This is a genomic window from Pelotomaculum sp. FP (assembly GCF_004369245.1).
Taxonomy (GTDB): domain Bacteria; phylum Bacillota; class Desulfotomaculia; order Desulfotomaculales; family Pelotomaculaceae; genus Pelotomaculum_C; species Pelotomaculum_C schinkii.
In genome coordinates this window covers 46829-61681 of record NZ_QFGB01000022.1, presented here as the reverse complement: position 1 = coordinate 61681, position 14853 = coordinate 46829, and the positions used below count along the sequence as shown (strand labels likewise).

15 protein-coding genes are annotated in these 14853 nt (G+C 42.1%); 5 read left to right on the top strand and 10 right to left on the bottom strand.

Annotation, left to right across the window (positions count from 1 at the left end; translation table 11 throughout):
- On the top strand, positions 1 to 1268 hold a 1268-nt coding region (locus Psfp_RS10570), incomplete at its 5' end, for a thiamine pyrophosphate-dependent enzyme (RefSeq protein ID WP_243120586.1).
- 149 nt (positions 1269 to 1417) lie between these two features.
- Here the strand turns inward: Psfp_RS10570 and Psfp_RS10565 are convergent.
- Genes Psfp_RS10565 through Psfp_RS10555 form a run of 3 tightly spaced genes read right to left on the bottom strand, consistent with a single transcriptional unit; the run spans position 1418 to position 5049 of the window.
- A complete protein-coding gene (locus tag Psfp_RS10565; protein WP_134218505.1) occupies positions 1418 to 2053 on the bottom strand; it encodes an indolepyruvate oxidoreductase subunit beta in 636 nt (211 codons plus the stop codon).
- Positions 2053 to 3966 carry a thiamine pyrophosphate-dependent enzyme gene (locus Psfp_RS10560; RefSeq protein WP_134218504.1) on the bottom strand — a complete coding sequence of 638 codons (1914 nt, stop codon included), beginning with the start codon at positions 3964 to 3966 and terminating at the stop codon, positions 2053 to 2055. The genes Psfp_RS10565 and Psfp_RS10560 overlap by 1 nt, the downstream gene beginning before the upstream one ends.
- Positions 3967 to 5049, bottom strand: coding sequence for a Coenzyme F420 hydrogenase/dehydrogenase, beta subunit C-terminal domain (locus Psfp_RS10555; RefSeq protein WP_134218503.1), 1083 nt, complete (start codon positions 5047 to 5049; stop codon positions 3967 to 3969).
- A 222-nt stretch (positions 5050 to 5271) separates the two neighbouring features.
- On the opposite strand from Psfp_RS10555, the gene Psfp_RS10550 reads away from it, so the two are divergent.
- The 3 genes from Psfp_RS10550 to Psfp_RS10540 all read left to right on the top strand — a co-directional run bounded on the left by Psfp_RS10550 (position 5272) and on the right by Psfp_RS10540 (position 7217).
- The gene (locus tag Psfp_RS10550) at positions 5272 to 5964 is read left to right on the top strand and encodes a zinc dependent phospholipase C family protein (RefSeq protein WP_134218502.1); all 693 of its coding nucleotides are present in this window, start codon (positions 5272 to 5274) and stop codon (positions 5962 to 5964) included.
- A 443-nt stretch (positions 5965 to 6407) separates the two neighbouring features.
- Entirely contained in the window at positions 6408 to 6569 is a 162-nt protein-coding gene (locus Psfp_RS21635) for a hypothetical protein (protein ID WP_192895366.1), read from the top strand.
- Between the two features lie 447 nt (positions 6570 to 7016).
- The gene (locus Psfp_RS10540; protein ID WP_134218500.1) at positions 7017 to 7217 is read left to right on the top strand and encodes a hypothetical protein; all 201 of its coding nucleotides are present in this window, start codon (positions 7017 to 7019) and stop codon (positions 7215 to 7217) included.
- Positions 7218 to 7403: 186 nt separating this feature from the next.
- On the opposite strand, the gene Psfp_RS10535 is transcribed toward Psfp_RS10540, so the two are convergent.
- From Psfp_RS10535 to Psfp_RS10520, 4 genes are all read right to left on the bottom strand, one after another.
- Positions 7404 to 7961, bottom strand: coding sequence for a DUF3231 family protein (locus tag Psfp_RS10535; RefSeq protein ID WP_134218499.1), 558 nt, complete (start codon positions 7959 to 7961; stop codon positions 7404 to 7406).
- Between the two features lie 448 nt (positions 7962 to 8409).
- On the bottom strand, positions 8410 to 8715 hold the full coding sequence (locus Psfp_RS22505) for a CC/Se motif family (seleno)protein (protein ID WP_282434334.1): 306 nt from the start codon (positions 8713 to 8715) through the stop codon (positions 8410 to 8412).
- 232 nt (positions 8716 to 8947) lie between these two features.
- Positions 8948 to 9694 carry an ATP-binding protein gene (locus Psfp_RS10525; protein WP_134218497.1) on the bottom strand — a complete coding sequence of 249 codons (747 nt, stop codon included), beginning with the start codon at positions 9692 to 9694 and terminating at the stop codon, positions 8948 to 8950.
- 147 nt (positions 9695 to 9841) lie between these two features.
- Positions 9842 to 10156, bottom strand: a complete 315-nt coding sequence (locus tag Psfp_RS10520; protein ID WP_134218496.1) for a hypothetical protein — start codon at positions 10154 to 10156, stop codon at positions 9842 to 9844.
- A gap of 580 nt (positions 10157 to 10736) precedes the next feature.
- On the opposite strand from Psfp_RS10520, the gene Psfp_RS10515 reads away from it, so the two are divergent.
- Entirely contained in the window at positions 10737 to 11027 is a 291-nt protein-coding gene (locus tag Psfp_RS10515; protein WP_134218495.1) for a zinc-ribbon domain containing protein, read from the top strand.
- Positions 11028 to 11092: 65 nt separating this feature from the next.
- Here Psfp_RS10515 and Psfp_RS10510 read toward each other — a convergent pair whose 3' ends face one another.
- From Psfp_RS10510 to Psfp_RS10500, 3 genes are all read right to left on the bottom strand, one after another.
- A complete protein-coding gene (locus Psfp_RS10510) occupies positions 11093 to 13171 on the bottom strand; it encodes a DNA topoisomerase III (protein WP_134218494.1) in 2079 nt (692 codons plus the stop codon).
- Positions 13172 to 14043: 872 nt separating this feature from the next.
- Entirely contained in the window at positions 14044 to 14259 is a 216-nt protein-coding gene (locus Psfp_RS10505) for an alpha/beta-type small acid-soluble spore protein (protein WP_134218493.1), read from the bottom strand.
- Between the two features lie 214 nt (positions 14260 to 14473).
- On the bottom strand, positions 14474 to 14737 hold the full coding sequence (locus tag Psfp_RS10500) for an alpha/beta-type small acid-soluble spore protein (protein WP_134218492.1): 264 nt from the start codon (positions 14735 to 14737) through the stop codon (positions 14474 to 14476).
- Positions 14738 to 14853: the final 116 nt, after the last annotated feature.

Here is a 14853-nt window from a genome sequence, read left to right as displayed (position 1 = left end):
GCTGTGAAGTCTGCATGAATACCTGCCCGTCGAAGGAAAAAGCCCTCGTTATGGAACCCATTGACAGCCAAAAAGAAGTTGAAGCAGCCAACTGGGAATTTGCCATGACGATTCCTGTAAAAGACAAACTCTGGAACAAATTCAGCGTAAAAGGCAGCCAGTTCTGCCAGCCCCTGCTGGAGTTCTCCGGCGCCTGCGCCGGCTGCGGCGAAACTCCGTACGTAAAACTTCTCACCCAGCTCTTTGGAGACAGGATGATGATGTCGAACGCCACGGGCTGCACATCCATCTGGGCTGCCGCCGCTCCTTCCATGCCTTACACCACAAATGCGGAAGGCAAGGGCCCGGCCTGGTCCAACTCCCTGTTTGAGGACAGCGCGGAATTCGGCTTCGGTCTGTATCTTGGTGTTAAGAAGATCAGAAATAAAGTTGCCGAGCTGATGCAGGAAGCCATATCCCTTGATATTCCACAGGAACTTAAAGAGGCGTTCCAGGAATGGCTGGAAGGCATGTACAACGCTGAGGCGTCCAAAGCTGCTACAGCCAAGATCCTGCCTCTCTTGGAAGGGCAGACCAATCCTGTAATTCAAGGGATTGCCGACAGAAAAGACTTCCTGATCAAGAAGTCCAACTGGGCCTTCGGTGGAGACGGTTGGGGCTATGACATCGGTTACGGCGGCTTGGACCACGTGGTGGCTTCCGGCGAAGATATCAACATCCTGGTCTTAGACACCGAAGTTTATTCCAATACCGGCGGCCAGTCCTCCAAATCGACACCGGCTGCGGCTATCGCCAAGTTTGCCGCCGCAGGTAAGAAGACGAAGAAGAAAGACCTCGGCGCCATGGCTATGACCTATGGCTATGTATATGTGGCGCAGGTTGCCATGGGCGCCGACCAGGCCCAATGCGTTAAAGCCTTCAAGGAAGCTGAAGAGTATCCCGGGCCGTCCCTGATCATCTGTTACTCTTCCTGCATCAACCACGGCATCAATATGACCAAGAGCCAGCAAGAAATGGCCAAGGCTGTTAAAGCCGGTTACTGGCACCTGTACAGGTACAATCCTCTACTCAAGGAAGAGGGCAAGAATCCGTTTATCCTCGATTCCAAAGAGCCGGAGCTGGATTCCTTCAGAGACTTCATTATGAGCGAAACTCGTTACAGCTCACTTGCGAAACTGTTCCCGGGCCAAGCAGAAGCGCTCTTCCAAAAAACACAGGCAGACGCCAAGGAAAGATATGAATTCTACAAAAAACTTGCAGAAGGCTAAAAGTTTGCTGATGGCCTGAATTAAAAAAAGGAGGACAAGGCGTCCTCCTTTTTTTTCTTAGTTAAAGAATGCTATTCAGTTTGTTCTGTACAGAATTGAAACTTGCATGCCAGGTTTAGATGCAGGTGCAAATTTACTCGCACCTGCATCTAAGTATTATGGAGCCTTGTTTTAGGCCGATTTATGTTTTGGGCCGTTTCAAAACCGATTTTAAATGCCTTCTGGTTTAATTCTAATGCTTTTTGTGGTACTACTTTAGAAATAATTTCCTCAAATGTTTCATGGGGGATGGGCAAGTACCCGGAGCCTGCCAGGGCGCCAACCATGATGATATTTTGCACAACTGGATCTCCTGCCTGCGCAGCTAGTACTGTGCTCTCTATAGCCAGCGTCTGAGCTGTTATCTCTTTAATTTTTTCCAACAGATCTTCTACATGTGGGTATTCGCATTTGCCCATGAGAACGTGAACGGGGAAGACCGGGCGAGGGTTGACAATTATTTTTACTTTCGGGCTGCCCAGTTCGATAGCAATCCTAGCCGCTTCTACAGGTTCAAAGCCGACAATAATATCGACATGGCCCGCCGGTATAATCGGTCCGTAAAGGCAGTTGCGCGAAAGACGAATGTGGGAGGATACGGAACCGCCACGCTGAGACATACCGTAAGATTCACCGACCGTAACCCTGAAGCCTTCTACTGAGGCAGCCTTCGCCAGGATTTCAGAAACCAGTATGTTGCCCTGGCCGCCAACTCCAGTTATGACCAAATTGATAGGATCTTTCATTATTTATCAACCTCCCCGGCAATGATAGCCCCGGCAGGACACAAAGTTGCGCAGACGCCGCATCCGGCACAGACCGCTTCGTCTATGGATGCCTTTCCCGCAACAGGATCCCAGATATTGCCCGGACAGCCCCACACTGAAGTGCAAAAGCGTCCACAACCGCAAGACTCACCCCTGCAAAGTGACTGATCGACATAAACACGCTTCTTTCGTTGGCTCTTGCGTGCTGCTACCAGGGCACACTCCTGGCGTAAAATCAATACTTTCACGTCGGGTTCTCTTAGCAGGGAGTTGATGGTTTCAGCTGTTTTGTCGTTTTCAAAAGGATCTGCAATGGTGCAAGGTATACCCAGTCCACGGACGATTTCTTCGATTGGGATGGCAGTAGTAGGCCTGCCGTGGTTACTTATACCTGACCCGGGATGTGGCTGGTGGCCGGTCATTGCCGTTACGCTGTTGTCGAGGACAATACAGAGAAAATTAGAACCGCTGTAACGACCATTGATAAGGCCAGGTATTACCGCATGATAAAATGTTGAATCTCCTACAATAGTTAGGGTAGGTCTCTGAAGGCCGAATTTCTCCAACTTGCTTAAACCGCTGGCAATACCCGGTCCGGCGCCCATGCAGTGCAGAGTATCAAAGAGGTTATAGCCTGTATCCCATGCGCCAAGGCAGTAGCAGCCTATATCCCCAGCGACTATACAATTCCTGTTGTCTACGGCAATAGCCGTTTTAACAGCCCAAAAAGAAGCACGGTGCGGGCAACCAGGACACATAGCGTATTCTCTCGGAGGCAGCAGGTTGGTAAATTCAACTATTGTTTCTGGAGAATAGCCCGGCGCTTCGTATGGAATACCCTTGACTTTGGCAAGTGTTTTTATAATGATATCAGGGTTCATCTCACCACAGTAGGGTCCACGTACTCCAGAAATATCACCTGATGCTTTACCATAGAATCGGATATTACAAATATTGTGCCTGGCATAGATGAGCATTACGCCTTCCTCTATAAAAGACCGCGTTTCTTCTGCAAAAATAACATTTTTAACTCCCTGCAGGTTGTACAGGATAAATCTTTCCGGCAGGGGAAAGGTAGTCCCTATCTTTACAAGTTTTATTTTACCTTGAAGACCAAGAATGTTAATGGCCTCACGGGCGTACAACAGGCTGGTGCCACAACAAAATATTGCCGTATCTGCACGATCCGGACCCTCGGTATAATTAAACTTGCATTCTTCGAAAATAATGGCAGCCTGCGTCAACCTGTCCCTGGCCTTCATATGGAATAAGGTTTTAGTCAAAAAACGTTGGCCGACAGGAAATTCCGCCTTTCTCTTTTGATGCGCCAGTAAGCCAAGCCTGACCAAACCTCGTGAGTGTGAAACTCTGGTAACAGAACGGAGTAGGACTGGTCCTTTTATCTGCTCAGATATGTCAAATGCCTTGATAGCCATCTCTCTGGCTTCCTTAACAGTAGAAGGTTCCAGTACCGGAACCATAGCCGACTTCGCCAAATATCGTGAATCATACTCTTTCACGCTGGAATGACCCTGTGGGTCATCTGCGACGGTAAGTACCAGCCCGCCTTTACAGCCGCCTAAATTCATACTGGTAAGGAAATCATACGCTACATTTAAACCATCAGCCTTCATGGTACACAGAGCCCTCAGTCCGGCAAAAGAAGCTGCCGTAGCTCCTTCGAGTGATACTATCTCATTTGCCGACCACTCCGCATAAAGATCGGATGCCGGGACTCTGGAAAGGGTTTCGGTAATTTCCGAGGAAGGTGAGCCAGGGTAGGAAGAAGCGTAGCGTACCCCTGCTTCGAGGGCGCCTCGCGCAATGGCTTCGTTTCCATTTAATAAAACCAAATCTCCCGGTTTGCCTTCTATAGCGTCTTTCCAACCCATTTAGTCGTCATCTCCCGTAGACAGAAAATATTCTCTTTCCTGCGCAGAAAGGTTTAGGTAAGTGAAGTCCGGACGTTCAAGAACTCTCTTTTTTCTACGAAAAACAGCTTTTCTTAAAATTGGCAATAACTCTGGGGGGTAAGGTTTGATCTCGATATAACCGCTGGCGCATGCTTGCTCGACTAACTCAGAGCCCTTTGTAGTACGTAAAATCAGGGCATTCCAATCAGGGTCATATTCAGTTGAACCAACCGATATATCAGCCAGTTCCGAGAGTGGATCATAGCAGGAGAGGCATGCATTGCGGATAAACTGGCGCATCTCTTCAAAAGGTATAATTATTTCTTGATCGGAACCACGGAAATGAACATCTTTGGGAATATCCATACGGTCGTAGCTACCCAAATCCTTCATATTGATAAAAGTATAGAACTCAGGTGAAAACGAACCCATGCAAAACAGTCCAATCACGAGCGATATACACTGCCCATTAATCTCTGATGCCTGCTGCATCTTACGTGATGCAGTGACCTGGCAAGGCCGGCCAACAACGCCAATCTTTTGATATCCTTTCCTTACAGCATCCTGGAAAAGGCGGAGGGTAGGGGCGGCAGTATATTTTGAGCCGGCGCACTCAGTTACACCGCTGGCAGATGAAACCAGAACCGGTTTTGTCCCTTTCACATTGCCACCTGTCATCAGGATGCTTTCAATAAACCCCTCTTTAAGAGCAAAGACAGAAAGCGCTGAGACGACTCCTCCGTATTGGCCGCACGATCTTATTTTTTCTTCAGCGGCACGGGCAAAGTATATCTCTTTATGGGCTCCCAGCACAGAATCAAAGTCAGCTGCTCCAAAAACCTCCCGTCGTAAAGACATGTATTGTGTAAAACCACGAGGGCAGATCCGGTAGCAAATACCCTCACAGATCTGGCAATTATGGATAATAGCAACTCGCTCGTTATAAGACTTTATATACGGGCAAAAACCGACACATGCGCCACAACCGCTGCAAAGGCCGGGATCAAGCACACCTTCCTTTAACCTAGCCGCTGCCCCATACTCAAGCTCACAGTTTTCCATAATACCCCTCTTCCATATTTTGATATGTTTTATTTTATTTCTTTTTAAGAGATGGTAATTCCTTTCAGATTGGTATTTTTTTTATTTTTTTTGATCTAATTTGCATTTTTGCATGTTAATAAGTAATATTTAAGCAAGGTGTGGGATACATTACCATCATTGTTCAGGATCATTAATAACTGTTTATAGGTAAATATGAAAAACAATTGAGGGGGGATAATAATGGGGCCAACCTCATGGAATGCAGTAAAACTGTTTCTAGCTGCGGGAACACCAATTCAAAAGCTTGTTTCCGGCAAAGGCGATACCCATCTTTTTTGCACCAACCAAGCCTTACTTATACTTAAAAACGACGGGGCTTTGCCATATGCCCGTAATATTAGTGATTACATAGAATTCTTAAACAAGGGAGTACTGTGGGCAGACAAAGGATGGAAGAACTTTTCGCATTACTTTGATCCAGTTGTTAACCAAGGACTGGGTCCCTGGCCTGATGCAAGAGTGGAATTTGATAATTTTTTTAACAAAGCTCTAATACATTGGGAACGCGGTGATAAGGGAAGGTATTATTTTTATTTGGGAGCAGCTTTACACCTGATTCAGGACCTGTGTGTTCCGCACCATGCTAAGGGTGCAGCTTTTTCCGGTCATAAGGAATATGAAAACTGGGTATTAAATAACTATAATAATTTTGTTGTAGAGACGGGAGGTATCTACAACAAATTTCTCACTCCAAGTGACTGGCTATTGTTTAACGCTAGATTATCACGATGCTATTTCCCATATGTTTCTAACATCGGTACAGTTAGCTCATATAGGCTTGCTACCAGTGTACTGTTACCACTGGCCCAACGTTCGACAGCAGGATTTCTAAAGTTTGCCATTGACTTTACCAGAAAACACGCAAATAAATGATTGACATGAACTTAAGACATTTTGCCGCTCTATTTACCCATTAAGGATTATTTATAATCATTTTAAGAACAAAATAATGCATTATAAGTTGGAACGTTATAGAATATAACTATGTTTCACAATTACATTTAACTTACTGACAAGGATGATTAGCAATGCATAAAGGTGGCTATGTAAATTCTGACGTATTATCTATTAAATGTATTTTAGAGGAGGATAAGATTTGCGATAATTGTTGTGAATGTTTTGTATGTGATCTAGATCCTGGAAAGATTTGCGACAATTGTGCTAAGTGTCTCAAAATACCGAATTACAAAGCTATTATTATAGATGATATCCTAATGTTAGAGGAGAGTAGAGTCAAGAAAAAAAAGAAAAAATCAGGAAAGAACCCTGCAGACCGGTAAAAGCCGGCCTTTTAATTGCCTAAATAGTGCAAAAACATGAAGACAGGTGGGGAGGATAATCTTTTTGACAACAGAGGTGATTTGTTAATTTTTGGCGTTATAAAAAATATATTAAAAAAGCAAACTAAACATATAACATATAATGAATTTTTTGTATTACTGGTTGAGCATAAAATTATAGGCCCTTCTTATTTATAATTCAAAATATAATTTTTGGTGGTAACGCTAACACAAAACCCCTTTTCGGGGTCCATATTTTGTTCCGATAATATATATTATGTAAACTTACCCTGATCTGAAGTGGCCCCCGGTAGCTTTGTACCATCTAGTTGGGCGGATTTTTCTTTTACTGGCATTAACGTTTTTGTTATCGCCACTCGTAAGGCTAGTCTTCGACGGCAACCTACCTTAGCGGGTTTACAAAATATATATCTCTCTTAAAACTCCCAAAATATATTCCTGAAGATTCATACCAGCCTTAACTTTTTCGTGTCTTAAAACGTCTCCTATGGCCTTCCATATCAGATTGTTAATTTGTGTTGCCCGCCAGTATTCAGCCACATTAAGAAAGGTGTTTTTTTTTGCACTTATATTATCCGCTTACTTGGATAAAATAAGCGTAAATGGAAGGGGAATGAATAATTAATGGAAGATAAAAACAAAAGTAGGCGTCTAAAATCTGATGATGATAAATCTTTTGATTCAAACATAGTTGTATCATCTACTGAATGTACCGGATTAATTCCAACCCCGCCACTATCAGTGGCTGAAACAGAATCATATACTGAGATTTATCACATTCCACAACCTAAAATCAAAGCAGATAAAGATCTACAACATAAGTAATTTTTGGACTCCTTGTGATAGGTGTTTTTTTGCTGCGAAGTACCCGATAAGGGGTGCTTTTTTCTTATATTTTTTGTAACTTATTTTTTGTAACTGATAAACTAAAAAAGGACAGTTCGGGTTTGTTACTTTCTTCTCCATTTCTGCGGTGTTGTTGACAGGTTATGTAAACAGATTAAGCTTATCTTATTGTGTTTTTATTTCTGTTGTAGGATAATAAGCTGGAGGGATTTGTGTCCAGCCTCTCTTCTGCATCAAATCCTTCAATGACAATGAGAAAGCTATTTCCCGAGCAATAAATCTGGAATAGAGAAATCCAATATCAGGACGAATTGATTCAGTAATTCCCCGCATACCTAGTTTGAGAGCAAGAGATAGATTATACGACATTAGATTTGCTGTTTCCTCATCTGTTAATTTTGTGCCTTGAGGAATAGAACGATAATCTTCTGATGGAAAATCTGAGTATATTTTTGGTAAGGGAACAGATTCCTGGTCAAGAAACGCTTTTAGTTCTTGAATTATTGGCTTGTGAAGATTTTCGATTGCATCTTTAAACCATTCTTTTAGCTCCTCATCCTCAATGACATTATATGCTACCTCTTCGTTCCGTAACGTGCTCATAGATCCCGCAAAATAAAACCATAAATTGCTAACTTCCATAACGTTAATAGGTGGTTTTTCCTTGTCTAAGAACGGTTTAAATGCATTAAGTATAACTTCAAACGGGTTTATATTTATCACTCCTTTGCAATTTATTATTTCAAAGGAATCTATACTTTATCCTATGTGTAAAGCCTTTTCGTACAAGCATTACCTGTTAATTTTACCCTGGTTCCAAGAGATATAAGGTCCATATCTAGAAACTGAGCAGTAAAGATAGTCAACAAAACAGTCAAGTATAAAAGTCTCTTCAGAAAAGTTATTCATTTGGATATAAATGGTGAATTACGTATGAGTTTTACTTCCGTGTAACTCTCTAATCGCTGGGCAATAGGTTATCCCATTGCTTCACGTACAACGGCTAGGAACACCAAAGGCACCCTCCGGTGTGGGCGCCTTGAAGTGGTTCATTTGTGTTTTGCTATTCCTGCGACAGGCAGTTGCCTGACAATCGCTTTGTTTTTGCAAAGCCCGGGCCTTACAGATTTACGATCAACTATATCGATTAGCGGCAAAGTCATTGTGTACATCAGCCTGCGATGGGTTGTTCATAGATCAGCCCTTCGACCTGCAGTCTATGGAATATCCACCAATCGCCCACCAGGGATATCTTAATCCCCTCCGGAACACTAACGGCCTCCTTAAAAATATAAACCTTAATCCCGTCAACAATAACTTCGTCAAATTTTTCGGGCGCATGCGGTTTACCTGCTGACACGGCAGGCTCATTAACTACGCCCCCTCAACCGCCTAACATTAACAGGTCCACAGTAAGGGCATCAGTCGTTTTGAGAATATAGTCTCTGGCTTCTTTAGAAATCTCGACCTTGATCATTTTATTAAGCCTCCAGACGTTTTTAATTTTTAATTACCCATAATTACCCACATTTGATGTCAACGGTATGTAGCGTTTCAGTGATACTGTTCAATTTACCCACAGCACCATGTATCATGGTGATATTCTATCATATTTACAATCCCTTTTACTACTAAATTCTACAAAATAACGTCTGCTGCGTCATTTTTTCGAATATCATAAGCTACCTTATCAACTATTTTAATGTTGTTTACCCGGAACACTTGGACATGGCATCAGGCCATAGATGCCGCTGATCGAATGTTTTGAGGGAAGTGAGAAATCGAGCCTTAAAATCAGGGAAACGTTTGACCATGTCTGCAAGAAATTTCTTCACTACCTCCCTGTTTGTAAAACCATTGGCAGGACATGTATTTTGGATAAATGGCAATTTCTCTGATTCCACATAAGAAACGATTTCCTCTACGTGATGGTATACCAGAGGCCTGATCATGGTCAAACCGGTTCGGTCAAGAAAGGTAACCGGTGAAAAAACGCGCATCTGCCCGGTATAGATCATGCTCATAAAAAATGTTTCCATTACATCGTCCAGGTGATGGCCTAAGGCAATTTTGTTACAGTCAAGTTCAAGCGCTTTACTGTGTAAAGCTCCACGGCGCAAGTGTGAGCAAATAGCGCAGGGATTGTCATCCTCCCTGTCCTCAAACACGATCTTGGCTATTTCCGTTTCCACAACGTGGAAAGATATATTTAGAGATTGGCAGAAGTCTTCTAATACCGGTATATCCATCGGCCAACCGGTTTTAATAAAAACTGCTTCCAGTTCAAACTTCACAGGAAGCGAACGTCTTAGCAGGTGAAGAGCATGCAGAAGGGTGACGCTATCCTTGCCGCCGGAGAACCCCACCGCTATCCTGTCTCCGTTTTCAATCATGCCGTAATCATAGATAGCTCGTTTGACTTTTTTTAAAAACTTCTGTTGAAAGTTTTTGGTCACGTTGAAACCCCTTTTATTGGAACATGTTCTACGAATTTGTCAAGTATATAATAATAGGGTTTGATTGTTTAAACAAGTCCCGGCTTAAGCTGCAGTACATGAGACGAAAAAAGGCCATTGCCGGCCTTTTTAAAAATAAATTCAATTTTAATTATCGGGCGTTGGTATTCTAATTGTCCAAGCAACTGTTAAATCCGGGTCAGTAACAACTTCACCGGTTTTTTTATTACGATACTCGCCTTTTGCAGCTTCCGCAAAAGCTTCAACAACAGGGGGCAAAGTCATTTCATTACCTGTACTCTTTATTTTGACAACGCAAACTCTCTCATTAAAATTAATAATATCGCCAAATAATTGTTCCTGATCGATCAAATTATCATCTTTATCAATGTAGGAAAAACCAATGACTACACTTTTTCCGATAAGCGATTTAGCTTTCGCTGCATCAAATTCCGATTTCATTTAATCAACTCTTTCAATTTTTTGAATATCATTTTCCATAATTAACCTGAAATAGCTTATTATCATTGCTCCTTTATTGTATCCAAACTGACCGAAGTCATTCTCCTACAGTCTATACTACCAAAAAAATTAGCAAGAAACAAACGTTAAATTGTGTAGAGAAACGGTGATATGAAGAGATTTATTGTATATAATTTCATTAAATAGCAGCAGTGGTAGTATATTGTTCTGGGAAACAAATTTTTAATATATTGATCTTCCCTTTAGCGCAGTATCATTGCTTCTTACAAACCAAACCATACCCCTTAAAATATATGTTTGACACATAATTCCATGATTATTATCAAAACATTTGAAAATGCTCAAGGTTAATTTTTTAAAAGACACCTAAGGGTTGTCTTTTTATATTTACATTATAGAGGTTTGTTCTACATTCATTGACTTATGAAGGATAGCATGTTATAATTATTTGGTTCTAATGGTTAGGTTATGAATTTTCCCTCTCTCGTTAAATTGGTTAGGGAATAAATTTTATTTTTTCCTATACCAATGGAGCTAAAAAAATCGAGGGAGTGTTTTCATGTATCAAGATCGCTATCTGACATGTCGTGACTGCGGCTGTGAATTCGTCTTCTCTGCATCGGAACAAGAATTCTTTGCGGAGAAAGGATTTACGAATGACCCGGGACGTTGCCCGGATTGTCGCGCAGCACGCAAAAATCAGAATCGTCGGACTGATAATCGCCAAAACCGCCAGATGTATCCGGCGATATGTGCGAACTGCAATAAGGAAACCCAGGTTCCCTTTCAACCAAGCGGAGACCGGCCTGTTTATTGCAGCGATTGCTTCCGGCAAATATCAAACCGCTAATACAAGAAGAAGGGGTAGTTTAACTGCTCCTTCTTCTTTTACATGTATTTGCCTCATTTGATTTTTTATTCTTTTTCCGATGAGTTTTCCTTCGCTAATGCCGCCTTCAATAAATCGCCCAAATTATTTCCAATAGAGCCATGGTCACTGTAGCGGGCAATTAATTTTTGGTTGGCTCTACTGGCTCCTTTTGAGCTCTTATAACCGAATTCATCCTGTTTTTCAGGCTGCCGGTGACCACAGGCCCGGTCCTGACAGATCAGCATTTTTCCCCTTTTACCATTCACAAGCAGCATAAACTTACCACAAACCGGACATTTTGTTTTCGAAATATTGTCAGCCTTATACACGGCTGTGTCTGCAACGACGCTTTTAACCAGTTCCTTAGCGCTTTGACGGATGTCAACCATGAATTCTGCTTTGCTGCCCTTACCCCTGGCAATATTAGAAAGCCTTTGCTCCCACTGGGCAGTTAATTCAGGGGTTTTGAGTTCCGGCGCTACCAGCTTGATCAGCTGTTTTCCTTTTGAAGTAGGGACTAATTCTTTACCCTGTCGTTCGATATAATTGTTATAAAGCAATTTTTCTATTATATCAGCTCTGGTTGCCGGTGTTCCCAACCCGCTTCCCTTCATACTTTCACGTAATTCCTCGTCTTCAATAAACTTGCCGGGGCTTTCCATAGCCGTCAATAGGGTGGCTTCGATATAACGGGCCGGTGGTTTTGTTTTTGAACTATTTATTTTACAACTTTTAACCTGTTTATGCTCGCCTTTTTGTTGCAGGGTCAAGGTCTGCTCCGGCAGCACATCCTCATTCAACTCATTTTTTTCTGGCGGCTTGGAGGTCACTGCCCGCCAACCCTTATCTTTTACAACTTTGCCCCGGGAGTGAAAGTTCTCACCGTTAATTACTGTAATCAAGGTAATTTGTTCATAGCGGTAAGGAGGGTACAACACAGCGATAAACCTTCTGACTATTAAGTCATACAAGTTTTTTTCCTCTACAGACAAGGACGCTAATCTGAGCGGTTGTTCCGTGGGGATGATGGCATGGTGGTCGGTAACCTTACTGTTATCAACAAAACGTTTTGTCGGCGTTATTGGTTTCTGTAATAGCGGTTTTACCAGCTCCACATAGGGCGCCACGGCGATGCTTTTCAACCGGCCCGGAAGAGTAGGGACAATATCAGAAGGAATATAGCGGGAGTCGGTTCGCGGATATGTTACCAGCTTGTGCTGCTCATATAAATCTTGCAGGATAGACAGGGTTTTTTGCGCTGAAAGCCCGTATCGTTTATTGGCGTCTCTTTGTAATTCGGTTAAATCGTAGGCCAGGGGCGCCGGTTCACTCTTGCCCTCAGTACGAACCTCTTTGATTATCCCCGGATGACCATTGATTTTAGAGATAATTTCTTCTGCCTGGGTGCGGTTAAATATCCGACTGTTTCCGGCCTGGTTCCGCCAATCACCAAAGTAGTCCCCGAAATCCGCCCGAATGGTCCAAAAATCTACCGGAACAAATTGCTTAATTTCATCCTCCCTGTTTACTATCATGGCCAGCGTGGGAGTCTGAACCCTGCCCGCTGTTAACTGGGCATTAAACTTACAGGTCAACGCCCGGGTAACATTCAGCCCGATCAGCCAATCCGCTTCGGCCCGGCAAACTGCCGCATCATATAGATTATTATAGGCGGCGCCAGTCTTTAAATTTGCAAAACCATCCAATATTGCATTATCAGTCTGGGATGAGATCCACAAGCGTTTAAAGGGCTTCTTCCAATTGGCGAGGGTCATAATCCAGCGAGCTACCAATTCTCCTTCCCTACCGGCGTCGGTGGCTATGACCAGTTCCTTAAGATCTGATCGTTTCATTAAATTTCTAACTACTTGGAACTGATGAGAAGTTTGCCTGATTACTTTTAATTTCATATTGGACGGCAGCATTGGCAAATCTTCCAGACGCCACTCCTTGTATTTCTGATCGTAATCATCCGGTTCGGCCAGGGTAACCAGATGCCCCAGCGCCCAGGTCACCACGAATTGTGGCCCCTCCAGGAATCCCTTGTTTTTGATATTGCATTTTAACACCCTGGCAATTTCCCGTGCCACGCTGGGCTTTTCAGCCAGTACAAGCGCTTTCACTATATCTCCTCGATTCCTATTAGCTATAACTAATATTGTAAATATTTTTTTCGATTGCACTATTATTATAACATATTAAAAATGCCTCTCATTCTCTTTCAGGGTTTTCCCCGGTCTTCCCTTGTCCGGAAAGAAGCTCAAATCACCAGTAAAAGGAAGAGAATCAAACCACACTAATGGTTTGATTCTCTTCCTTTTACTGGTCGCTGGGTTGAAGAATTAAGCAACTATATTGCACTCAGATTTTCTATTATATAAAACCGCCCCAGAAACCTACACCGAAGATTAGCAGAATAAAGATTAAGAAGATGATAAATGCCCAGTTGCCAAAACCGGCACCAACACCCTCAGCTGCAAAGTCGGCCATGCGACACTCCCCTTTCCTTTTTTACCATCATATGATGTAATGCTGCATAGTGACTCTGTAAAAAAATTTTCATTTTCCCTAATGAATCATTAACAAAAAATACAGCTGAGCTATATACTAATAGAAACACTTGATACGGTCTATATATGAATACAAGCGCTGTTTCCGGCGCTTAAATATATTATAAAAAGGAGCCTGTTCCATTGCTGTATCTATTATCAAGGTTTTTTCGAAATAGGGAAAATGCCGACAAGCTTGCAGAAATATATTATGAAAATGCTGAAATGCTTTTAGAACTAAAAAACCGCTTTCCTGATTGGGAGAATTATATAAACCAGTATTTGTCAGTAGAGGTCCGAACTAAACTATTAGCTAAGGGTGTTCCAATTTAGTATGTTTGATTATTTACGGTGTCAAGAAAATTTTACCGTGTTACAAAAAATATAGAGGGTATTTACCCTCTATATTTTCGCTTAATTAAGGAGATAAAATCAAGATTCAATTATTAGACAGGCTTGTTAGCCAGAGCGCTTTCACCTAGTGAAACCAGCCTCTTAGTAATGTTGCCTCCAACATACCCATTGGCCCTGCTCGGCAGGCTGCCTTTATCAATCTGGTCATAGTTGGCAAAACCAAGCTCAGATGCAATTTCAAATTTCATTTGATTTAAACTATTGCGAGCCTGTGGCACCAGAATCTGATTGTTGTTGTTGTTCGCCATATATTTTACACCTCCTTTCTTTTATCTGATATTAGAGTGACCATCTTAAATATTTTTATGTCAGGTAATAATTCGCACAATTAACATGGTTATTTTTGAGTTAAGTAAAATAATTTAATTATTTACTAACTCTTTGCTTCTAATACCAAATATTTAAAGGGTTAACATAATTAACCCTTTAAATATTATAAGTAATTATTTTTAGACAAGCCTATTATTGCTGAGGTGTCTCCAAATTAACGGATTGGGTAGCAGATATTACTTGTCCACCACTATTAGCCAGTGCAGCTTCACCAAGTGAAACCAACCTTTTGGTAATATTACCTCCAACATAACCATTGGCCCTGCTGGGGAGACTACCTTTATCAATTTGGTTGTAATTTGGGAAACCAAGCTCAGATGCAATTTCATACTTCATTTGATTTAAGTTTTGACGGGACTGGGGAACCAGAATTTGGTTGTTGTTGTTATTGGCCACCGATATTCCTCCTTAATAATTATTTTTTCAACCTGTTATTATAATGACCACATCGACTATTTTTATGTTAGGTAATAATTCGCAATATAGCTATATATAAATACCAAGCTTTTAGA

What these genes read in the sequence shown, in the direction of transcription:
- Psfp_RS10520 (WP_134218496.1), bottom strand. Translation starts at nt 10,156, where the DNA reads ATGAAATCGGAATTTGATGCAGCGAAAGCTAAATCGCTTATCGGAAAA.
- Psfp_RS10540 (WP_134218500.1), top strand. Translation starts at nt 7,017, where the DNA reads ATGGAAGATAAAAACAAAAGTAGGCGTCTAAAATCTGATGATGATAAA.
- Psfp_RS10515 (WP_134218495.1), top strand. Translation starts at nt 10,737, where the DNA reads ATGTATCAAGATCGCTATCTGACATGTCGTGACTGCGGCTGTGAATTC.
- Psfp_RS10505 (WP_134218493.1), bottom strand. Translation starts at nt 14,259, where the DNA reads ATGGCGAACAACAACAACAATCAGATTCTGGTGCCACAGGCTCGCAAT.
- Psfp_RS10550 (WP_134218502.1), top strand. Translation starts at nt 5,272, where the DNA reads ATGGGGCCAACCTCATGGAATGCAGTAAAACTGTTTCTAGCTGCGGGA.
- Psfp_RS10560 (WP_134218504.1), bottom strand. Translation starts at nt 3,966, where the DNA reads ATGGGTTGGAAAGACGCTATAGAAGGCAAACCGGGAGATTTGGTTTTA.
- Psfp_RS10555 (WP_134218503.1), bottom strand. Translation starts at nt 5,049, where the DNA reads ATGGAAAACTGTGAGCTTGAGTATGGGGCAGCGGCTAGGTTAAAGGAA.
- Psfp_RS10565 (WP_134218505.1), bottom strand. Translation starts at nt 2,053, where the DNA reads ATGAAAGATCCTATCAATTTGGTCATAACTGGAGTTGGCGGCCAGGGC.
- Psfp_RS21635 (WP_192895366.1), top strand. Translation starts at nt 6,408, where the DNA reads ATGAAGACAGGTGGGGAGGATAATCTTTTTGACAACAGAGGTGATTTG.